The 20,169-nt window shown below is 55.2% G+C and carries 18 protein-coding genes; 8 read left to right on the top strand and 10 right to left on the bottom strand.

Going from position 1 to position 20,169, the window contains the following annotated elements; genetic code table 11:
• Positions 1–145 precede the first annotated feature (145 nt).
• On the bottom strand, positions 146–541 hold the full coding sequence (locus VFA09_05675) for a cytidine deaminase (protein HZU66746.1): 396 nt from the start codon (positions 539–541) through the stop codon (positions 146–148).
• Positions 542–841: 300 nt separating this feature from the next.
• On the opposite strand from VFA09_05675, the gene VFA09_05670 reads away from it, so the two are divergent.
• The 3 genes from VFA09_05670 to VFA09_05660 all read left to right on the top strand — a co-directional run bounded on the left by VFA09_05670 (position 842) and on the right by VFA09_05660 (position 3,292).
• Positions 842–1,531: a response regulator transcription factor gene (locus VFA09_05670; GenBank protein ID HZU66745.1), complete on the top strand. Its 690-nt coding sequence runs from the start codon at positions 842–844 to the stop codon at positions 1,529–1,531.
• Between the two features lie 276 nt (positions 1,532–1,807).
• Complete coding sequence (locus VFA09_05665) at positions 1,808–2,788, top strand: diguanylate cyclase (GenBank protein HZU66744.1); 981 nt, start codon at positions 1,808–1,810, stop codon at positions 2,786–2,788.
• Between the two features lie 282 nt (positions 2,789–3,070).
• Positions 3,071–3,292: a helix-turn-helix domain-containing protein gene (locus tag VFA09_05660; GenBank protein ID HZU66743.1), complete on the top strand. Its 222-nt coding sequence runs from the start codon at positions 3,071–3,073 to the stop codon at positions 3,290–3,292.
• A gap of 181 nt (positions 3,293–3,473) precedes the next feature.
• On the opposite strand, the gene VFA09_05655 is transcribed toward VFA09_05660, so the two are convergent.
• Positions 3,474–4,358, bottom strand: coding sequence for a hypothetical protein (locus VFA09_05655; protein ID HZU66742.1), 885 nt, complete (start codon positions 4,356–4,358; stop codon positions 3,474–3,476).
• A 294-nt stretch (positions 4,359–4,652) separates the two neighbouring features.
• On the opposite strand from VFA09_05655, the gene VFA09_05650 reads away from it, so the two are divergent.
• Entirely contained in the window at positions 4,653–5,573 is a 921-nt protein-coding gene (locus VFA09_05650; GenBank protein HZU66741.1) for a methyltransferase domain-containing protein, read from the top strand.
• A 105-nt stretch (positions 5,574–5,678) separates the two neighbouring features.
• Here the strand turns inward: VFA09_05650 and VFA09_05645 are convergent, their stop codons facing one another.
• The 7 genes from VFA09_05645 to VFA09_05615 all read right to left on the bottom strand — a co-directional run bounded on the left by VFA09_05645 (position 5,679) and on the right by VFA09_05615 (position 14,567).
• Entirely contained in the window at positions 5,679–5,909 is a 231-nt protein-coding gene (locus VFA09_05645; protein ID HZU66740.1) for a hypothetical protein, read from the bottom strand.
• Between the two features lie 313 nt (positions 5,910–6,222).
• Positions 6,223–8,619: a 3-hydroxyacyl-CoA dehydrogenase/enoyl-CoA hydratase family protein gene (locus VFA09_05640; protein HZU66739.1), complete on the bottom strand. Its 2,397-nt coding sequence runs from the start codon at positions 8,617–8,619 to the stop codon at positions 6,223–6,225.
• A gap of 2 nt (positions 8,620–8,621) precedes the next feature.
• Complete coding sequence (locus VFA09_05635) at positions 8,622–9,818, bottom strand: thiolase family protein (protein HZU66738.1); 1,197 nt, start codon at positions 9,816–9,818, stop codon at positions 8,622–8,624.
• Positions 9,819–10,052: 234 nt separating this feature from the next.
• A complete protein-coding gene (locus tag VFA09_05630) occupies positions 10,053–10,382 on the bottom strand; it encodes an SRPBCC family protein (protein HZU66737.1) in 330 nt (109 codons plus the stop codon).
• A gap of 32 nt (positions 10,383–10,414) precedes the next feature.
• Positions 10,415–10,789 (bottom strand): MaoC/PaaZ C-terminal domain-containing protein, encoded by a 375-nt coding sequence (locus tag VFA09_05625; GenBank protein HZU66736.1) that lies wholly within the window; start codon positions 10,787–10,789, stop codon positions 10,415–10,417.
• 136 nt (positions 10,790–10,925) lie between these two features.
• Positions 10,926–12,710: an acyl-CoA dehydrogenase family protein gene (locus VFA09_05620; GenBank protein HZU66735.1), complete on the bottom strand. Its 1,785-nt coding sequence runs from the start codon at positions 12,708–12,710 to the stop codon at positions 10,926–10,928.
• A gap of 96 nt (positions 12,711–12,806) precedes the next feature.
• Positions 12,807–14,567: a long-chain fatty acid--CoA ligase gene (locus VFA09_05615; protein ID HZU66734.1), complete on the bottom strand. Its 1,761-nt coding sequence runs from the start codon at positions 14,565–14,567 to the stop codon at positions 12,807–12,809.
• A 186-nt stretch (positions 14,568–14,753) separates the two neighbouring features.
• On the opposite strand from VFA09_05615, the gene VFA09_05610 reads away from it, so the two are divergent.
• A complete protein-coding gene (locus tag VFA09_05610) occupies positions 14,754–15,560 on the top strand; it encodes a helix-turn-helix domain-containing protein (protein HZU66733.1) in 807 nt (268 codons plus the stop codon).
• Here VFA09_05610 and VFA09_05605 read toward each other — a convergent pair.
• Positions 15,557–16,162 (bottom strand): PadR family transcriptional regulator, encoded by a 606-nt coding sequence (locus VFA09_05605; protein ID HZU66732.1) that lies wholly within the window; start codon positions 16,160–16,162, stop codon positions 15,557–15,559. The two genes, VFA09_05610 and VFA09_05605, sit on opposite strands and share 4 nt — an antisense overlap.
• Positions 16,163–16,494: 332 nt before the next feature.
• On the opposite strand from VFA09_05605, the gene VFA09_05600 reads away from it, so the two are divergent.
• The 3 genes from VFA09_05600 (at position 16,495) to VFA09_05590 (ending at position 19,879) form a co-directional block, all read left to right on the top strand.
• Complete coding sequence (locus VFA09_05600; protein HZU66731.1) at positions 16,495–17,730, top strand: glycosyltransferase family 39 protein; 1,236 nt, start codon at positions 16,495–16,497, stop codon at positions 17,728–17,730.
• Between the two features lie 168 nt (positions 17,731–17,898).
• Positions 17,899–19,092 carry an amidohydrolase gene (locus VFA09_05595; protein ID HZU66730.1) on the top strand — a complete coding sequence of 398 codons (1,194 nt, stop codon included), beginning with the start codon at positions 17,899–17,901 and terminating at the stop codon, positions 19,090–19,092.
• Between the two features lie 364 nt (positions 19,093–19,456).
• Positions 19,457–19,879, top strand: a complete 423-nt coding sequence (locus tag VFA09_05590; protein ID HZU66729.1) for an SDR family NAD(P)-dependent oxidoreductase — start codon at positions 19,457–19,459, stop codon at positions 19,877–19,879.
• Positions 19,880–20,169: the final 290 nt, after the last annotated feature.

Raw genomic sequence — 20,169 nt, 5'->3', positions numbered from 1 at the left:
GTACACAAGCGAGGGATAATTTGTCAAGGGGTTAGCGAGGCAAAATAAATGCCCTGCCAGCTTTTCGGCTAACAGGGCATTATGTCACTACTTTCGCGCTTTTGCCGTAGGAAGAGAAGGAGAAAGAGCTCTTTTAACTTTCCGCTTATTCTGGTAGCCCAAAGGCATAAGGCATCAGATCTCTGACCGTGAAATCCTGTGCTGACCCATCAATATAGATGACGGCGTTGGGAGCGAGGTCGGCCAGCCACTGGCGACAGGCGCCGCAGGGTGTGCGCTCATTCAAGGGAGCCTCTTGCGGGGCGTCGATGCAGGCAACTGCCACCTGGGTAATTGGACCGGCCCCGTCTGTGATAGCTGCCGCCAGGGCCGCGCGTTCGGCGCAGAGGGTCAGGCCGTAGCTGGAAATTTCGACGTTGACGCCTACGTATGTCTTTCCACCCGCGACTATGGCGGCGCCGACACGAAAATGCGAGTAGCGGCAATGGGCGCGCCGGGCTGTCTCGCGAGCCAGGGCTAAGAGTTCCTCACGTGGTATCACGAAATGCTCCTTATCTATTAGTACTCATCCCTATTGTATGGACGAGATATGGCCGATAGTACGTTTATAGTCAGTAGTGTATGTTGTTCAGTTTGGCAACGTCAAGAGATGCTTCCATCTATGACCGCATGACTGTTCATAGACCAAATTGTACCATGATGTTACTGCCCTGTATGCATCGCGTTAGTAGCAGTGAGAGCAACTTTATCAATATAGGGCCTGTCTTTTAGAAAAGGTAGGTATGTACCCTGGACTACTGGAATTGTATACAGGTCTGTAGGAGGATTTCGAGTGAAAATCATGGTGGCGGATGACGACCGCGACATGGTTGATATGCTGAGCTATTGGCTCAAGGGTCATGGATACGATGTCGTTCGGGCGTTTGATGGCGAACAGGCCATCAAACGCTGGCGTGAGACATTGCCAGACCTTGTCATTCTTGATGTACAGATGCCCAAGCTGGATGGCTTCGAGGTCTGTCGCCAGATGCGCAGCGAAACCAATTCGATGGTCTTAATTCTTACCGCGCATGATCGTGAAGATGATGAGATACGTGGGTTGGAGATGGGGGCCGACGATTATCTGCGCAAACCGTTCAGTCCACGGCAATTACTTGCTCGCATCAAGGCCGTTATGCGGCGTTCTTCGAGCGCGAAAGGCTCTTCGGGTTCATCGGCGATCACCGTTGGACCGGTTACATTGGATGCAATGCGTCACGAGGTGACGCGCGACGGCGTCAAAGTGAGATTGACTCCCACCGAGAGCCGCCTGCTTCACCTGCTGATTACCCATACAGGACAGGTCTTGACGACCGATATGATTATCGAGCGTGTCTGGGGCTACGATGAGGCCGGCGACTCCGGCCTGGTGAAGACCCATATCCGCCATCTCCGTCAGAAAGTTGAGCCTGATCCGAACAATCCGCAATATATCATGACGGTGCCAGGCGTTGGCTATACTTTTACGGCACCCATTACTATCGAGTCGTAAGCTGCCCGGGGTCATGCCTCGATAGTGATTATTGCGACTTATATACCAAAAACGGGCCTATTTCTTACAGGACCAGGGCGTGGCCTCTTATCACGCCAATCGCACAAGGCCACGCTCTAGCCCTGTACCTGCCTATTTTGTTTCTCCTCTCTTCTTAACCGCTTCTGTCTATTCTTAACCATAACGCAACGCACTCTACATCATTACCCCGGCTATCATGCGCTATACTGCCCACAATCTCTAACTCAAGACATTTCAGGGGTGTGGCAATAACCTATGAGACAGGAAGAAACCGGGGTATCTACCCGGTCGCTCATCTATATCGATACGCCCGCGGCTGAGCGTTGCAGCTGCATGCCTCTCTCTGCGTTGCATCCGGTAGCCTGGAGCGAGCAAGAAGACCTGGAAGAGAGTTTGCAGGTCGTTCCGGTCACCGCGGAATTAAATGCCGGTATTCGTTCTGCACTGCAAGATTTTTTCCCGCGCATTGCTCCCCTCAGCCTGTTCCTGCTGCATATCGCGCAGCTCGAACACCTGCATATTGCCCCAAAATCAGCTGTGTTGCACAGGCGGCATCGCTTCCACGCGCCCGCCAGCTTTCTTGAGCAGGTATTACTGAACGTCCGCCGCTGTATCCGCTATAGCGACCAGGTGCTGATCCACGATGGCACCGGCATCGCTATCATTTTCCCCGATGTGGACGCGGAAGGCGCGCACTCGATTCTAGAGCGCATCTATCACAGCATCAATCTCCTGCAGCCGGAAACCTTTATTCCGCAGTTGAAACGCGAGACCGATATTCTGATGGGCATGGGATCATATCCTAAGCCAGGAGCTTCATTAGAAGAGTTCCTTTATCATGCTGATCTGATTGCTCGCCGGTTGAGGTTGCGGCCCTCCGTAACGGCGCAATTGCGCGGTGTTAAACCGTCCGGCGTCGTAGAGGAACTGCCATACAACCGCCAGTTTGAGGATGACGAACATACTCCGGCAAACCATGCGCGCGCGAACGGCATCCCATTCATGCAGTTGCCGAGCCGCCTGCCGCAACGCCTGAAACAGCTGATCCCCTATGAGCTCGCGCTAGAACTTCGCTGCGCCCCCGTTGGCCGCGATCACAACCGCCTGACCGTGGCTATGGCCCACCCCTCCAACATGCACGCCATCGAGCGGCTACGAGAAGTTACCGGCATGACGATTTTCCCCGTGTCGTGCGAAACCAGGGCGCTGGAGACGCTGCTTACCAATGGATGGTAGGAAAGAAATCAAAGAAGATCACCACGGATCATTTTTCTGATCATTTTTCATCATATGGGCTATTTCTGCTGTATTGATCACTAGTGATGAATACCTAACCGAGGAAGAGCTAAATTTAACCAGATCATAACTAATCCTCAACACAAAAGCGTGTCAGCATTGGTTACTATAATATGCGATGAGACAAACATTTGTATCAGTCGATACAATTATTCATCCCTTTTTTTTCAGTACGCTCTAGTCTGGTTTTCTGATCTTGCATCAGAGGGGGAAACACAACACATGGTTACGCAAATGATCCAGGATGATGTTCTTCTAACGTTCAAAGAGGCGATGAGCTACCTCCGCGTGAGCCGCTCTACTCTCTATCGTCTGATGTGGTCCGGACAACTTACTGGCCATAAAGTAGGCAGCACCTGGCGCTTCTACCGCGAAGACCTGCGGGCCTGCGTTGGCCGTGAGACTCCTATGCATTCACTGCAGACGCCTGTTGCCATAGGATAAGCCGCCGTGCAGCAGGATGATGCGCCCACTTTTTCCTGCTTGAATGATATGCCATTATCTCTATCCTAATATAAAATAATTTGATCTCTGATTTACAGCAGAGTTTATGATCGTTGGCAAGACGACCGCGAGGCTCACAACATCGTGGTCGTCTTGCTTTTTTATGTCAGAGGGATGGCAACTAAATCTTATCGAAGTAGGTGATCTTCCACGCGTTGCCGAATTGCTGAATTGTGAGCAAGACCGGGTAGGAAGCATGCGCGCGCGTCACATCGACAGTTGCTCTCCATTGCGAGAGGTCCGGCCCGGTGCTGGGATTATTGGCAAAAGACGGCTGCTCGACGGTGAAGGACTGGATCGCACCATTCTGTGTATCACTGGCCTGCGCCTGTTGTGTAAAATCGGCCAGCGTCAGGTTGTTAACCTGCAAGTAATTATAGGCGTCGACGTAATCCTGATTTTGTAGATCTTTGTAATAGTCTTGCGCGACATTCATAGCCCCCGATACCTGCTGGAAGGTAGTGTTGAAGAGGTTATAAAAAGCCCAGCTACAGAGTCCGCACGAAACGAGAAAAACAACGGCGAATATCGAGAGCAGAATCCAGAGCCACTTGCGCGACTGCTTTACGGGAGGCTGCGCTGGAGGTAGCATGCCAGGGAATGGTGGCGCTTGCGTTACCTGCGTACCCTGCACCGGCATAGCGATGGGCGGTCCAAATTGTTGAGGGCCATAGCTGCCAGGCACGAACGGCGCGGGACCATTGACGAAAGGCGCTTGAGGCAAAGGAGGCCTGTCCAGGGGAATTTGCATGTTTTGATAGTAAGAAGGCGGCGGCGGATAGACCAGGCCGTTCCGAATATCCTCCTCGGAATGCTGTTGTTTCTCCGGCTCACCTGTCGGAGCCTGTGTCTCCAGGGAAGAGTAAGGGACTTCTAATGGTTCATATGAGGCGGCATCCGCTTGAAATTCGTAAAGGGGAGGGGATTCCATCTCATCATTGCTTTTCAATTCCTCTCCTGTTTCCTGCTTATATTCTTCTTCGGGCTGCTGATTAAAAGATTGCATTGGCTTAAAGCTCCCTTATACAGAGGCATTCTCGCCCCTGGGACAGTATCTCACATTTTGTTTGCATAGAGTATATCGATTCAGGCAAGCGGATGCAAGCCAATTGCAAATGCGATCGGGATGCTGTTATCCCTGCGCTCGCTATTACAATTTCTCACATATTACTATACATTGTCATGAAGAAAGTACCACATTTGTGCGCACATGTTGTACTTGATGTATGCATATGTTATACTACCAACATACTAAAAAATACCTTTGTTGCTACCTAAGCACGAAGGACGAGGGAGTAGAATGGCAGTAAACAAACTCATCTACGAGAATGAGTGTGGTTTGCCTCTCAACTCTATTGAGTGGCTCGAGATTCATCATCGTAGCAAAGCGCCCGAACGTACGCGTATGGTTCGCGACCTGCATATCGAACGGGGTAGCCATGTGGTAGATGCCGGTTGTGGGCCTGGCCTCTGGACACCGATGCTGGCACAGGCTGTCGGCCCCGAGGGTCTCATTACCGGCGTCGATATTTCCATCGAGGCTCTGGTCACTGCTCATCGCCGCAGCCAGGATAAATGGTACGCCTCGCAATTACGCCTCAAGCGAGGTACGTTGGAGCAATTGCCGCTTGAGCCTGGAAGTTTGCAGTTGATATTCAGCGCCAATGTCAGCCAGTACCTGCCCGATCCCGTTTCAACGTTTGCTGCCATGGGGCGCTGCCTTGCTCCCGGTGGCCGGCTTGCCGTCAAGGATATCGATTTCGGCACGATGCGCTTCTCTAATATCGATGCAGGCTTGCAGGCTCGCGTCTTGCGAGCGCGCGAGCGGTGGGAGCAGTTGCGCGTAGCACAGGGCTATACCTTCGAGGATAGCTGGGTTGGTTCAAAGCTCGCAGGCTACCTGCGGGCCGCCGGCTATGAAAATGTGCAGGAGAGACGCTATCGCATTGTGCGCCGCTTCCCACTTTCACCAGATTTCCGCTTCTACCTCCAGGGCATCGCCGAGTGGTTCGTATCAGAGGGGGGCCCGCTGCTCGCTGAAGAAGATCGTAACAGGTGGCTAGAATGTTTCTTTGACGAGAAACGCTGTATCCTCGATTCAAATACATTCACCAGCGAAGAGACTGAATTTGTGGTAACAGGCGTCTGGCAACAATCCAGGAGCGCTTCCCTGCGCTACTTTGACATGCAGGCGCAGCCGCTCGAGGCCATGGCCATATAACAAACAAACACTCCACCTCCTGACAGTACGCAAAAACGCCGCTCTCAGATCGAAAGATTCGAGAACGGCGTTTTTGTAGCGAATCTGAAGGGATCGCAGAAAATATTATGGAAGAGTGTTCAGCGCCTCAGCGACGAGTGCGATGGCATCATCACCTACGATAGATCGCAGCTGATTATGAAGTTGCCCCATGTTCTCCATGCGCGCTGTGATAAACTCGTGCTGCGACATTCCGTAGGCGAGGCCTGAAAGACCCCGTTGGGCTGCTTCATACTCCGCGCTAATCTGATTGAGCAGGCGTGCCACTTCGCTTCCATGCTCGTTGGCTCTGTTCATAGCTTCCCTCCCTATTCGTTTCTGGTGGTTGCGAGCTGTCCTCAGTAATCAAGAACGTTGCGAAATGTATTACAATGTATATAACTTGTTACGACAAACCCCCTAAGCTATACACACATATAGTATGCATGAAAATATATCTGTTTGTCTAGTGTTTTGCTGGCTTTTTTTGGGAATCTTTCAGTTTTCACATCCAGATTGATCCTTCAGGGTATTTTTCAGGCACTTGAGGAGAAAAAATGGTGATTGAGATGGTAACGAAAATGATCGCAAGCGCATAGACCTCAATCGCCTGCGATCATTTTCGTTACCATTAATTTCTGAGCGGCTTGCCGGTCATCAAAATGGCCTGCATGCGTTCCTGGGTCTTTTCCATTCCGGCCAGGCTCAGGAACGCCTCACGCTCCAGGTCAAGCATATATTGTTCCGTGACAGGCGTAACCGGCGAGCAATCGCCTCCCGTCAGGACGCGCGCCAGGTGATTGCCGATAACCGCGTCGTGTTCGCTGATCTTGCCTGTGATAAGCAGATTTTCGATCTGCTGCTCTAAGACCAGGCGCGCTCCCGGTCCTGGCAAAAGCAGCATGGGAGCTTCCGGTGGCTGCCACTTGCCCTCTTCGCGCGCTTCCGCCAATCGCAGCGCGTCCGCTTTGGCATCGCGCAGCAGCAGGTCGCGGTTGACCGTGATGGCATCACTCTTGCGCAAGAAACGCAGCTCCTGCGCCTCCGCCGCGCTGGTAGAGACGGTGGCCAGGGAGATGATCTCGAAGGCGCGGCGCGAGGGCGTGAACGGCCCGCCAGTCTTTTTGGCAAGCTGGTCGGCCAGGCTTGCCCCATGGCGCAGCAGCATTTCCTTGCAGCCGCCGCCTGCCGGCACCAGCCCCACGCCGACCTCAACCAGGCCGATATAGGTCTCGGCGCAGGCACGGACATGGTTGGCATGCATCACAATCTCGGCTCCGCCGCCCAGGGCGCGTCCCGTTGGCGCGGCCACGACCGGAATGGGACTATATTTGAGCATCTGGTGGGCCTGTTGGAGACCATTAATCGCGCCCTCCAGCATCTTCCACTCGCCTTGCCGCGCTCCCATCAGTACCAGCAAGACATTGGCGCCTGCCGAGAAGTCGGGGGCATCGTTGTTGATCACCAGGGCGCGGAACTGCTTCTGACCCTCCTCGACCGCGTAGCGCAGCATATCGATGATGCCCTCGTCGATGGTGTTCATTTTCGTGTGGAACTCGATGCAGGCGATGCTATCGCCCAGATCGATCAGCGACGCTGACCCATTATCGCGCAGCACCTTATTCGTGGCTCTGGCAGCGGCAAGCGAGATAGCACCCTGCGGCGTGGGAACGGGCTTGTACGTACCGGAGAAATCGAAGTACTGGCGATTTCCAGGCGCGCCTATATAGAATGTGCCCTGGCCCTCGGTCTGGACGCGGCGCACGAGCGCGGGCAGTTCTGTATAACCGCCAGCCTGCATGACCTTCTCCAGCGTCTCCGGGTGATGCAGGAGCGCATCCCAGACCTCGAAGCTGCCCAGGTCGAAATTGAAGCCCCAACGCATGGCCTCGTCAATGGCGACGATACTATTGGCAATCTCCTGGGCGCGATTGGCAGCATAGACCAGCGCGTCGGCAGTCGTCTCACGGGCCAGTTGCGCGGCGCGGTCATCGCCATTCAGTACGGCCAGCATGCGCTTTGCCGGGTCTTCGATGTTGCGGGCGTCACCGATGGATGGATAACGCACCTTCTGCTGTGGCTCATACTCCAACGTGTTCAGGTTCAATTCCAGGATCGTCGATTCGCCGCCCGGATTCTTGACACGCTTGTAGAAGCCCTGGCCGCTCTTCTCGCCGAGCCACCCACGCCGCACCATTTCGCGCACTACTTCCGGCATCAAGAAGATATCGCGCTGATCATCATTGGGCGCGTTCTGATAGAGGTTGTCGGCGACGTGAACGGTCGTATCCAATCCCGACAGGTCGGCGGTGCGGAAGACGGCGGATTTCGGGCGTCCCATCGCCGGCCCCAGAATAGTATCGATCTCGCCCACGGAATAGCCCTCGTTCAAAGCGCGCTTCAGCACGGACATGAAGCCGTAAATACCGATGCGGTTGGCGATGAAATTGGGCGTATCTTTGCAGATCACGACGCCTTTGCCGAGTACTTCGGTGCCGAAACGCTGCATGAATTTCATCAATTCCGGGGACGTATCGACATCGGGAACCAGCTCCAGCAGGCGCATGTAGCGCACGGGATTGAAAAAGTGCGTAATCAGGAAATTGCGCCGGAAGTCCTCGCTGCGCCCTTCGGTCAGCAGGTGAGCGGGCAGGCCGGATGTATTGGAAGAGATAATGGTGCCGGGAGCCAGCACCTGTTCGATCTGGACGTAGAGGTTGTGTTTGATATCCAGGCGCTCTACAACGGCTTCGATGATCCAATCCACGTCGGCGAGTTCCTCGAGATCGTCTTCGATATTGCCAACCGTAACGAGCCTGGCGGCTTTCTTGCTGTAAAATGCGGCAGGCCGCGCGTTGATGGCTCTCTCCAGACCCAGGCGGGCTATTTTGTCGCGATCTTTGCCGGCGTCACGTGGCACGATATCGAGCAGCAGGCTGGGGATGCCAACGTTGGCGAGATGAGCGGCAATCGCTGCCCCCATCACGCCCGCGCCCAGCACTGCCGCCCTGCGAATCTGGTATGGCATGGCTACGCTATCCTTTCAATGATGGTCGCTACGCCCTGACCACCGCCAACGCAGAGCGTGGCCAGCCCGGTCGTCTTATCCTCGGTCTGCAAATCATTGACCAGCGTGGCGATCAGGCGCGCGCCGGAGCATCCCAGGGGGTGACCAAGCGCAATCGCGCCGCCATGGGGGTTCAACTTCTCCTCGTCGATGCCCATCGCCTGCACCACGGCCAGCGACTGCGCTGCGAACGCCTCGTTGAGTTCGATGATATCGATATCGCTCAATTGCATGCCAGCGCGCTGCAACGCCTTCTTCATCGCCGGAACGGGGCCGATGCCCATGATATCCGGTCGCACACCGGCAACGGCCATTGTAATCACGCGCGCCAGCGGCTGGATGCCCAGCTCTCGCGCCTTCTCAGCCGACATCAATATAACCGCGGAGGCGCCATCGTTGAGCGGGCTGGAATTGCCGGCGGTAACTGTGCCACCCTTGATGAAGGCGGGTTCGAGGCTGGCCAGCTTCTCAAGCGAAGTGTCGCGGCGCGGCCCCTCGTCGATCTCCATCAGCCTGCCATCGGGCAAGCGTACAGGGACGATCTCGCGTTTGAAGATACCGTTATCGGTGGCCGCAATGGCTCGACGATGGCTGCGCAGCGCGAATGCATCCTGAGCCTCGCGGCTGATGTGGTACTCGCGCGCCAGATTTTCAGCTGTTATGCCCATCGGAATGTAGCTGGAATAGCCATATTCCAGTTCGCAGGGAGGATAGGGCATCTTTTCCTCTTCACCGTCGCGCGGCTTGACCAGGCGCGGATTGAAGCTGGGATTGAATCCGCCCATAGGCACGCGCGACATGCTTTCAATGCCGCCCGCGACGTAGGCATCGCCATAGCCGAGCATAATATTCTGCGCGGCCATGTTGAACGCCTGCAGGCTGGAGGCACAGAAACGGTTGACTGTGACACCCGCGGCCGTCTCCGGCAGGCCGGCCAGCGCCCCTACCAGGCGTGCCACGTTCATGCCCTGCTCGCCCTCTGGAAAGGCGCAGCCAATAATCACGTCTTCTATCAATGAACGATCAAGCTTTGGAACGCGCTCAAGCGCGCCCCTGACGGCGATGGCTGCAAGATCATCCGCGCGCACATCCTTGAGTGCGCCCTTGTTTGCGCGTCCGATTGGTGTGCGTACCGCGCTGACAATAACTGCTTCTGCCATAGGTTTGTTTCTCCTTTGAATTGTCGGGGTTGACCTGGCCCAATAATCGAGCTGGAGGGCGACCGCAAGGGTACGCCCTTACTATGATGTCCGGTTTACAATTTGCTTCTGCTTGTATGCTGCTTCTGCGGCGCGTTTCAGGCGTGCTAATGAGTCTGCGACGCCTTTGTGGAGCGGACGCGCTCCGAATTTTTCGATCAACCAGCCCAACCATCCTGGCGGGAGGGTGAAGTCTCAGCCAAATTGCACGCGGCACGATGTGGCATCGATGGCTGTGCAGGTGATGGTGGCATGATCGATAAGTCCCAGGGGAAGCATTACATCGATCTGTACCTGGTGCCTGGCCGGGTTAATCGCTTTGACCTCAGCATTCACATTCCAGCGTTTGCCAAAAGCGGGACTGGTCATATAAATGCGCTGGCCGGGGGTAGCCGGCCCTTCGGGTTCCACACGTTCAACACGGGCATCAACCCATTCGCCATAGTGAGCAGGCTGGTTGAGCAATTCCCAGGCAACCTCAACCGGGGCGGCGACGATATCTGCCGGACAAACGCTGACGACCATGACGATCACCCTGTCCTTTACATTAAAACCATTCAGCTGCCGCGAATAATACCCCGCGTGTGAAACCTCAGCACCTCTTTGCCGTGCTGATTGCGACATATGCCGTCAGCTACCATATTGACGCGGCTCTCTACCTTTTCGAGATGCGATATGACCACTTCACAGCGAATTGTATCACCTGTGAATACGGGGCGCAGGAACTCGAAGCTCATCTCGCGCGCAATGTAGTTCATATCGCCGCCTAATTTTGTGGGCAGCGAGGCCGTTAACAGTCCCTGCACCAGCAGCCTTCCCTGCTCATCGCGTTCCACGTGATGGATGCCCTGGTCGCCGGTCAAGCGGCCAAACTGGAGGACATCGTCTTCGGTGAAGGTGCGTTCCCACGCGGTAGTGTCTCCGACTTGCATGTGTTTTCACTCCGTTTTTATACAGACAAGGGTTGATGATGGATTCACACGATGCCCAGAAAGCCGGTCATGAGTTTTCACAAACGAGTCCGGCAACAGGCGCAGTCCGATCAATCGGCCCCTCACGCCCCGTCGCCTATAAGGGATACCCCTGCTTCTGTACTACCAGGTCCGCGATTTCGCGCTGCAATTTCACACCATTGAGCACGTAGTCGCCAACGTAGGCTCGCACGCGCGTCAGTTCTTGCTGCGCCTGCTCTTCATCCAGGTTCGTCATGATGACCTGGTCGAGGTTGGTGCGGATGCGCGTGAAAGCCAGCCAGGTGGCGAGTTGTGCCAGCTTCACATGGGTGTCGCTGTTGGCATCGCCGCGGCGCACGGCCTGCGTAGCGCGAGCCAGGGCGCTATCGGTGGCATACAGGTCGATCAACAGATTCGCCAGGTATTCGATGAACTCTTCTTCCTGCTCGAGCGCCTGCATGTACTTCATGGCAACCTTCATGCCCAGGTAAATGGTGGCGTCCTTGGCGCGTTCGAGAGCGTTGACGGCATCGCGCAGTTCGGCAGGAATATCCTCGCCTGCGCTATTGAGCGGCTGGCCCGATGTAATGCGCGCCTCAATAGCTGGATAGAGCGCCATCAGGGGAATTTTGCCGGCCAGCACGCGGCGGAACAATGTTCCGGCGGCCACCAGGCGGTTGATCTCGTTGGTGCCTTCGTAGATGCGCTGGATACGGGCGTCACGGTAGGCCTTCTCGATGGGATATTCCTGCATGAAGCCGTAGCCACCGAAGATCTGCACGCCCTCGTCGACGGCGAAAGCCAGCACTTCGCTGCCATGTACCTTGGCAATCGAGGCCTCGATTGCATATTCTTCGATAGCTTTGAAGGCTGCCTCGGTGCTGTCACCGGCGCTGCGGCGTGCGTTTTCGATGTTGGCTGCCGTGCGGAAGACTTCGCTCTCGCCCGCGTAGGTCTGTGCCGCCACGCGCGCCAGCTTCTCCTTAATCATGCCAAATTCCGAGATGAACTTGCCGAAGGCCTTGCGCTCGGTCGTATAAGCCGCGGCCAGACCTAATGCGGCGCGCGCACCGCCGATGGCCCCGGCTCCCAGTTTCAAACGCCCGATGTTGAGGATGTTGAAGGCGATCTTGTAGCCCTTGTGAATCTCGCCTAGCAGGTTTTCTACCGGTACCTTCGCGTTCTCAAAGTAGACCTGGCGCGTGGATGAGCCTTTGATGCCCATCTTACGCTCTTCGGCCCCGGTAGAGACGCCCGGCCAGCTCGTCTCGACGATGAAAGCCGAGGGGCGCTCATTGCCGATGCGCGCGAACGCAATCATCACGTCGGCGAAACCGGCGTTGGAGATCCACTGTTTGGTGCCGTTGAGGATGTAATATTTACCGTCCTCGGAAAGCTCCGCCCGCGTGGAGAGGTGCATGGCGTCGGAACCGACACCCGGCTCGGTTAGCGCATAGGCGGCAATCCATTCTCCCGTAGCCAGTTTCGGCAAATACCGCTGCTTCTGTTCCTCTGTGCCATAGAAGACGATGGGCAGTGTGCCGATGGTCGTATGCGCGCCGATGGCTGTGCTGAACGAACCTTCGCGCAGTTGCGAGCCGACCAGCGCGCTGGCCAGCAGTCCGAGTTCTACACCACCATAGGCTTCGGGCACATCGATGCTCAGCAGGCCCTGCTCACCCGCCTTCTTCAGCAGACTGGGCATCAGGCCCGGTTCCTGGTGGTCAATGGCCTCGATCCTTGGCATCACTTCGCGCGCTACGAAGGTCGCGGCGGATTCTTCTATCCAGCGCTGCTCCTCGTCGCGCTGCTCCAGCGTAAAGATTCTGTCCGCGCTCTCGCTTACCGGCGAGGTCAGAAAGGCGGTCCCCGCCTCGGTTGGTTTCATGGTTGTTGACATGTGGTGATCTTCTCCTGTTTGATTGATTTGTAGGGGCCAGATTATGGGTTGTAATGCGAATAAATCTTGTACCCGGCAGGGCCGATCAATCGGCCCCTACGGGTTGATGGTTCCGCGTAATTCTCTTCGCAATACTTTGCCGACCAGGGTTTTTGGCAAGCTATCGCGAAATTCCAGGATTTTCGGTACTTTGTATGCCGCCAGTTCTTTCTTGCAGAATGCCAGGATATCCTGTTTCGTGGCATCGGATGGCTCGAATCCGGGCTTCAGTACGACGAAAGCCGCTACCGTTTCGCCACGATAGGAATCGGGAACGCCAATAACTGCCGCTTCCTGCACTGCGGGATGCATGAACAGCACTTCCTCGACCTCGCGTGGGTAGACATTGAAGCCACTGGCGATAATCAGGTCTTTGGCGCGATCCAGAATGTAGAAGTAGCCCTCTTCGTCCATCTTGCCGATGTCACCGGTGCGCATCCAGCCATTCTTGAAAATGGCGGTCGTTTCCTCTTCGCGGTTCCAGTAGCCTTTCATGATGTTCGGGCCTTTCACCACGATCTCGCCCTCTGCGCCCACCGGCAGGAGTTCGCCCGTCTCAGGATTCATAATGGCGGCATCTACGCCCGGCAAAGGAAGGCCCACGCTGCCCTCACGAATGTCGCCATTGAGCGGATTGCAGTGCGTGACCGGAGCGGCCTCGCTCAATCCATAGCCCTCAACCAGCTTGCCGCCGGTCATCGCCTCGAAATCTTTACGCACCTTAGCAGGCAGGGCGGACGCGCCGCTGATACAGTATTTGATCGAACGCAGTTGCTCGGCATTTTTGCCGACTTCGCGCATAATCGCGATATACATAGTCGGGATACCGGGCAGTTGTGTGGCACGATAGCGGCGAATGGTTTTGACGACCTCTTTTGCCTTGAATGTTGGCAGCAGCACCATGGTGGCTGCGGCACGAATCGAAAGGTTCATGCCAACGGTCAGGCCATATGAATGGAAGAATGGAGCAACACACAGCGTGATTTCATGGGCATCTTGCGCATTGGGTTCCCAGCTGCGCGTCTGCAGCGCATTTGCCAGCAGGTTGCGGTGCGTCAGCATGGCGCCCTTGGAGAGTCCCGTCGTGCCACCGGTATATTGCAGAACGGCAAGATCATCGCCGGAAGATGGCACGGGCAGGTTGAAGACTTCGATACCACTTTTGGCACGTGGCGCGAGCATGCTGCTCATCGCGAGCAACATCTTATCGCTTTGCAGTTCTTTCTCGGTCAGGCGGGGTTCTGGATGTTTCGCTTTGCGCTGCGTGAGGGGATAGAGCCTGCGCAAGACAGGTGGTAGAAAATCGGCCGGGCTGGTGATGATGATATGCTCAAGGGGAGTATTCGCGCGAATGGCTCGCACGACTGGATAGAACATATCGAGCATTACGATGGCTCGCGCCCCCGAATCCGCCAGTTGATGCTGCATCTCGCGCTCAGTATACAACGGATTAGTGGGCACAACGACCGCGCCGGCGCGCAAGGCTCCATAGAATGCAATGGCATACTGCGGGATATTGGGAAGCGCAATCGCCACACGGTCGCCTTTCTTTACGCCCAGGCGCTGCAAGCCGGTGGCAAAACGATTCGCCAGCGAGGAAAACTGGGCGTAGCTGATCTTTGTACCATAGTAGATAAAAGCAGTATGGCCTGGATAATGGCTGACCGTCTGATCTAGCAGCCAGGTCAATGGGCGATCAGGAATATCGAGTTCGGCAGGAACGCCTTGCTCATAATGACGTAACCAGGGACGTGCGGGATTGCCGGCGGCATTTTGCTCCGCCTGGGAACCATGTGCTACAGAAGATTGATCGGACATCGCTTCAATAGCTCCTCTCTGAGCTATACATAACCCATTTACGCAAGTAAAAAAGTAGAAAAACGACAAGAACCGCCCTTTTTCTTAATTATATCCGTCCATCTCTGAGAATAACATGTTGCCAGCTAACAAATTCTGGTGCATAATAGATGCGTAGCTAACAAAGTTTGCTCCCAGGGATAAAAAATGACCGTCACTAACCAATCCGAGTTTGCGCAATTGCTGGCGTGGTACCGGCAGCAGCGCGGCATGTCGCAAGGGCAACTGGCGCAGGCCACGCGCCTCTCGCGCACCTACATCTATCACCTGGAAGCGGGCATGCGTACCCATCCATCGCCGCATGTCGCGCTCAATATCGCGCGCGCCCTGGAGTTGAAAGGCGAGGAGCGGCGCTATCTCTATGATGCCTACACTCGCTTGACCGGTCAGTTTGTTGAGGATTCGCAGCCGGAGAGCGCCTTGCTGGATTTCGGCGAACTGGCGCAGTTACTGGTGCGCAATACCTCGTACCCCGCGCACTCGCTTGACCGGCTGTGGTTCCTGCATTCCTGGAACGATGCGGCGATTATGCTGTTCGAGGTGCAGCAAGAGGTAGAAGAGGTGATGCGCGGTGAGAAATTGCACCTGCTGGAACTCGTCTTTGACACGCATCGCCGCCGCCTGTTTCAAGGCTGGGAACACCTGGCCCGCCGCCTGGTGAGCGACTTTCAATATAATACGCGCACCATCACCCACCTGCCCGAATATAAAGCGCTATGGAAACGACTACGCGCCTTGCCGGAGTTTCGTCGCATCGCCGCAGCAACGTATCCCGAAGGACGCCCCGACCCATCGTTCGTGTTCCAGATACAGCACACCGAGCTTGGCCGCGTAACACTGCGCACCGCGACGACCGTTTTCACGGGCATCAATAGCTATTCGATGGTTAGCTATGTTCCGGGAGACCAGCAGACGCTGGGAATATATAGGAAATACAACTGGCAACCAGACTAGCCTGAACGCGCTTTCAGCTTCTCAATCGCGCGTTCGGTCACTTCCAGGCCGGCGCGCAAGGTTGCCTCTTTATACTCGCGCACGAGCATCTGGTATTCGAGCAGGCGCGGGCGGCGTGTTGGGCGCGCGGCATATTGCTGGCGTGCCCATTCCATGTGTTCGAGCTGTTTGAGCAAGCTGGCGCGGTGTTCCAGCAAGTGATTGAGCGCGATTTCGTCAGAGATTTCGCCACAGAAGAAGAGTTTGGTGAGGAATTCATCTTTGGTGAAGCGCTCCGGGACCTCTTCCTGGAGCCAGCGCTCCAGCTCTTCCTGCCCGGCCGGGGTGAGACGATAGACCTTGCGGTTGGGGCGCGTCGTTTGCACGATGATTTCTGATTCGACGAGTCCCGCATCGCTCAAGCCTTTTAACGTCGTATAGATTTGACTGTTGCCGGCATTCCAATAGCTGGCCAGGGCGCGATCAAAGGCCTGCTTGATATCGTAGCCGCTCATAGGATGCGCGCCCAGCAATCCCAGGATGATGTAGCGTAGGGTATTTCGTGAGGCGCTGCCGTTGTGGTTTTCAGCATCCATTGCAAGTGTATCAAATTGTTCCGACATCTGATTTATCTCTAGCATGGGTTGGGTTTGGGATTGGTAGTATTATACAACAGCGGGGAAACCACAGGTAGGGACACTCTACTTTGCGGATTCCCAGAAGTGTGCCAGAGATGCTTCGTGGCACTCAGCATGACATGGCCCGGCATGTCATGCTGAGTGCCACGAAGCATCTCTGGCCAGCAGTCGTGCAGCCGCTCGGGCTTCCATTACCCAACCTACTTATGGGGAATCACCAGTGTCATTATCATTTGACAAATTTCAGGCTCTCTGTTAGCATTCCAGACGGATACGCCGGTTCATTCTTCCATTTTACTATCTTTTGAGGTGTAACTATGCAATCATCTCTTTCAGATAAGGAGGAAAGTTCACTTTCCTCTCCGCGAATCGATCAACCTGGGGAGCAGGTAGAGGTCATCCGGCCTGAAGGTTCTATAAGCTGGTGGGAAGCATTAAAGCAGATTGCCCCGATTTATATTGCCACCCATATCGTATTCTTAGCGTTGACCTACCTGGCTGCCCTCTTCAGTCTGGCCAATTTCTCAAGCAACTCGCTCCCGTTGAAGACGCTGCTGGTTTCCTGGAATCGTTGGGATACCTCGCAATTTACGCATATCGCCATCTATGGGTATGATGCCTCGTATCGTATGGTCTTTTTCCCGCTCTTCCCATTATTGGAGCATATCCTGGCGCTGGTAGTACACGATCCTTTCATCGCCGGACTGATTATTTCAAATCTGGCAACACTCGGCATGTTCATGATATTTTATCGCCTGGTCGTAGAGGACTTTGGCGCTGACCGGGCCTGGCGCAGTGTCCTTTACCTGGCCATCTTTCCCACCGCCCTTTTTTTTGCAGCCGCCTACAACGAGTCTTTATTCATATTCTTTTCAATACTGAGCTTCTACTACATGCGTAAAGGGCGCTGGTGGCTGGCAGGACTGGCGGCACTTTTCGCCAGTTTGACCCGCTCGATTGCCATCTGCTTATTTATCCCTTTTGCTTACGAATATATGCGGCAGCGCGATTTTCAGTGGCGCAGGATTGACTTTAGCGTCTTGAGCGGTGTAGGAATTATCGGCGGAATCCTTATCTTCTGCCTGTATGGATACCTGAAGTTTCATGATGCTCTTGCCTTTATGCATGCGCAAAAGGTCTGGGATCGCCAGCTCACCTTTCCCTGGATGGTTTTCCAGGTGGCATATCGCAATATCCGCATCTACCCTATCCTGAGCTTTACTGCCATTCATACATTAATGGACCTTAGCGCGATTCTCTTTATTTTGCTCATGCTGGTGTTATCTTTCTGGGGTCCATGGAAATTTGCGAGGGAGCAATGGAGTTATGTTTTCTACGCCTGTGCCCTCTATCTCTTCGTCATTCTCGCGCCTGAAGGGGGATCTGCCGCGCTGTCTTCATTGTCACGCTTCATGCTGGAAATCTTCCCTGCCTTCATCGTTGCGGCCGCGATTGGAAAGAGGCGCAACTTCAATCTCTATTACCTGACCATCTGCCTGCCACTGCTAGGTTTTATAGTTTTACAGTGGCTGACCGGCGGATGGATTGTGTGAAGCCCTGAACATGTTACAATAAAGCCAGGAGAAATCATCTCTCCCTGGCACTTTCTGTCGAAGTGAGTACGTCCGGCTCCCGGTGGAGGGCATACCTTTTTGGTCGCCCTCCACGAGGTATTATATTTTTTGCCAGAATTGCTGCGTTGCTAGTAACCAGGAGGCTTCATGTCCCAGACCGATCAGTTGAAATCCGAAATCGATGAGCTCGTTCCCGATATGGTGGCGATGCGTCGCGACCTGCACGAACATCCAGAACTCGCCTTTGAGGAGGTGCGCACCTCCGGCATTGTGGCGCAGCGCTTGCGCGTCCTGGGATTGGAGGTGCAAACGGGTGTTGCTAAAACAGGCGTCGTCGGGCTGCTGCGCGGGAGTGCGAGCGGGCCAGGAGCAAAAACCATCGCCATTCGCGCCGATATGGACGCGCTCCCCATATATGAATTGAACGAGATCGAGTATCGCTCCACCATTGACGGCAAGATGCATGCCTGCGGGCACGATGGGCATACCTCGATGCTGCTGGCGGTGGCCGATATTTTAACGAAGCGCCGCGCGGACCTTCCCGGCAATGTCAAATTCGTGTTTCAACCTGCCGAAGAGGTCATCGGTGGGGCGGAGCCGATGGTGAAGGAGGGCGCCATGCAGGGCGTGGATGGCGTGATCGGCCTGCATCTCATCAGCAACTATCCCCTGGGGCGTGTGGGTGTGCGCTCTGGCCCCGTTTTTGCCAGCGCGGATAAGTTCGTTTTGAGCGTGCAGGGCAAGGGCGGGCACGCCGCCATGCCGGATACGACCGTCGATCCAATCGTCATCTCTGCCCAGATCATCACGGCCCTGCAAACGCTGATCAGCCGCGAAACATCCCCGTTCAGCCCGGCGGTTATTACTATCGGCAAAATTTCCGCCGGCACCGCCTTCAACATTATTCCAGAAACTGCGGAAATGCAGGGTACCATGCGCGCTTATACGCCCGAACATCGCGAAAAATTGATACGCCGCATCGGAGAAGTGGCCTCCGGTATCGCGCTCGCCATGGGTGGCACCTGCGCTGTTGAGGTTTTCGACGGCTGTCCGCCCTGTATCAACGACCCTGCTATGACCGCGGTGGTGCGCAAGGCGGCTCTCGCGGCAGTAGGCGAGAAGAATGTGGGTGAAAGTGAAGAGGTCATGTTGCCGTTTAGCGATGACATGGCCTACTTCCTCAACGCCGTTCCCGGCTGCTACTTCATCGTTGGCGTTCACAATGAGGAGAAAGGCGCGAAATACCCACATCACCATCCCCGCTTCAATATCGACGAGGATGCCATGTCCGTTGGTGTAGAGGTGCTGGCGCGAGCCGCGATGGAGTTTTTGAATTCATAGAACGAAGAAGCTAGCGAGCCAATAATGGGTTTTAACAAATTATTCCCGTTGGGCCGATAAATCGGCGCTGCCCGCGATAAATCGGGGCCTACGGCTTCGCCGTGGGGGATGCATTGTCCGGCGAAGCCGTAGGGGCCGGGCAGTCCTGTCTGGGGACAGGCATATCGTACACACCGCCGATTGATCGGCCTGTGCCCTCGTCGCATTAATTGCCCTCGCCCATTACATGAAATTCATACCTGTCACTTTCTCCCGCCGCTTTGCGTAATCACATTAAGCTTGCGAAAGGCCGTTAGCTTTCTCAACTTCTCATCTCTACTGTCAAAATTGGAACGATTGCGTATCTGGAAACCGGAGGCCGTGTATGGCAAGGAGAATAGAGCATACCGTTGTTGTCATTACGGGTGCATCAAGTGGAATTGGGCGTGCTACTGCCTTAGAATTTGCTCGTCGAGGTGCTAATGTAGTAGTCGCGGCGCGCCGGGAAGCGCTACTGCGAGAGGTAGCGGCTAAATGCAAGCAGATCAGCGGTCAGGAAGCGCTGGCCATTCCCACCAATGTCGCGGATGAAATAGCCGTACAGGAACTCGCCCGCCAGGTCGATAAGACAGATTTCCAGCAAGGTGTCTCCGCATCGCCTACGCCAGGCAATCTTTTCGAGCCAATGCAGGAAGGCTCAGAGGAAAGCGGCGGTTGGCAGGGCCAGGGGCGCACCAATATGCGCCGTTTCGCCGTGGCAGGGGCCGCGGCGGCAGGCGTCTGGTTGTGGCAGAGACAGAGAAGCTGATCAAAAAACCCTCTGAAGACTTCCAGTGCGACCACAAGGGGTGCCCTGGCATATGACCAGAATGTGCCCATTGGCATGTGATGAGAATGTGAGTAACAAAGAAAGAGGCTGCTTCGTTCTAATTACAAGATGGTGATGAGCCTTGCTTTGTCGTCCCTGGTTTCAAGCCCCGGCGGGAAGTCGGGAAAAGGTCCGGTTCCTGCCGCCTCTCTGTTGAGAGGGTATAGTGATCAAACCCGATTATGTCAAGGGCAAATGCACCAGGGGGATTAGCGTGATAAAATATGAGT

It is taken from the genome of Ktedonobacteraceae bacterium (genome assembly GCA_035653615.1).
In the GTDB taxonomy this organism is placed as follows: Bacteria; Chloroflexota; Ktedonobacteria; order Ktedonobacterales; family Ktedonobacteraceae; genus DASRBN01.
The sequence above is the reverse complement of the archived record's forward strand: the minus strand, read 5'-3'. Positions and strand labels throughout refer to the sequence as shown.

Excerpts from the sequence above, each read along its gene's own strand:
- VFA09_05670 (HZU66745.1), top strand. The coding sequence starts at position 842 with ATGGTGGCGGATGACGACCGCGACATGGTTGATATGCTGAGCTATTGG.
- VFA09_05665 (HZU66744.1), top strand. The coding sequence starts at position 1,808 with ATGAGACAGGAAGAAACCGGGGTATCTACCCGGTCGCTCATCTATATC.
- VFA09_05660 (HZU66743.1), top strand. The coding sequence starts at position 3,071 with ATGGTTACGCAAATGATCCAGGATGATGTTCTTCTAACGTTCAAAGAG.
- VFA09_05655 (HZU66742.1), bottom strand. The coding sequence starts at position 4,358 with ATGCAATCTTTTAATCAGCAGCCCGAAGAAGAATATAAGCAGGAAACA.
- VFA09_05650 (HZU66741.1), top strand. The coding sequence starts at position 4,653 with ATGGCAGTAAACAAACTCATCTACGAGAATGAGTGTGGTTTGCCTCTC.
- VFA09_05645 (HZU66740.1), bottom strand. The coding sequence starts at position 5,909 with ATGAACAGAGCCAACGAGCATGGAAGCGAAGTGGCACGCCTGCTCAAT.
- VFA09_05640 (HZU66739.1), bottom strand. The coding sequence starts at position 8,619 with ATGCCATACCAGATTCGCAGGGCGGCAGTGCTGGGCGCGGGCGTGATG.
- VFA09_05635 (HZU66738.1), bottom strand. The coding sequence starts at position 9,818 with ATGGCAGAAGCAGTTATTGTCAGCGCGGTACGCACACCAATCGGACGC.
- VFA09_05630 (HZU66737.1), bottom strand. The coding sequence starts at position 10,382 with ATGGTCGTCAGCGTTTGTCCGGCAGATATCGTCGCCGCCCCGGTTGAG.
- VFA09_05625 (HZU66736.1), bottom strand. The coding sequence starts at position 10,789 with ATGCAAGTCGGAGACACTACCGCGTGGGAACGCACCTTCACCGAAGAC.
- VFA09_05620 (HZU66735.1), bottom strand. The coding sequence starts at position 12,710 with ATGTCAACAACCATGAAACCAACCGAGGCGGGGACCGCCTTTCTGACC.
- VFA09_05615 (HZU66734.1), bottom strand. The coding sequence starts at position 14,567 with ATGTCCGATCAATCTTCTGTAGCACATGGTTCCCAGGCGGAGCAAAAT.
- VFA09_05610 (HZU66733.1), top strand. The coding sequence starts at position 14,754 with ATGACCGTCACTAACCAATCCGAGTTTGCGCAATTGCTGGCGTGGTAC.
- VFA09_05605 (HZU66732.1), bottom strand. The coding sequence starts at position 16,162 with ATGTCGGAACAATTTGATACACTTGCAATGGATGCTGAAAACCACAAC.
- VFA09_05600 (HZU66731.1), top strand. The coding sequence starts at position 16,495 with ATGCAATCATCTCTTTCAGATAAGGAGGAAAGTTCACTTTCCTCTCCG.
- VFA09_05595 (HZU66730.1), top strand. The coding sequence starts at position 17,899 with ATGTCCCAGACCGATCAGTTGAAATCCGAAATCGATGAGCTCGTTCCC.
- VFA09_05590 (HZU66729.1), top strand. The coding sequence starts at position 19,457 with ATGGCAAGGAGAATAGAGCATACCGTTGTTGTCATTACGGGTGCATCA.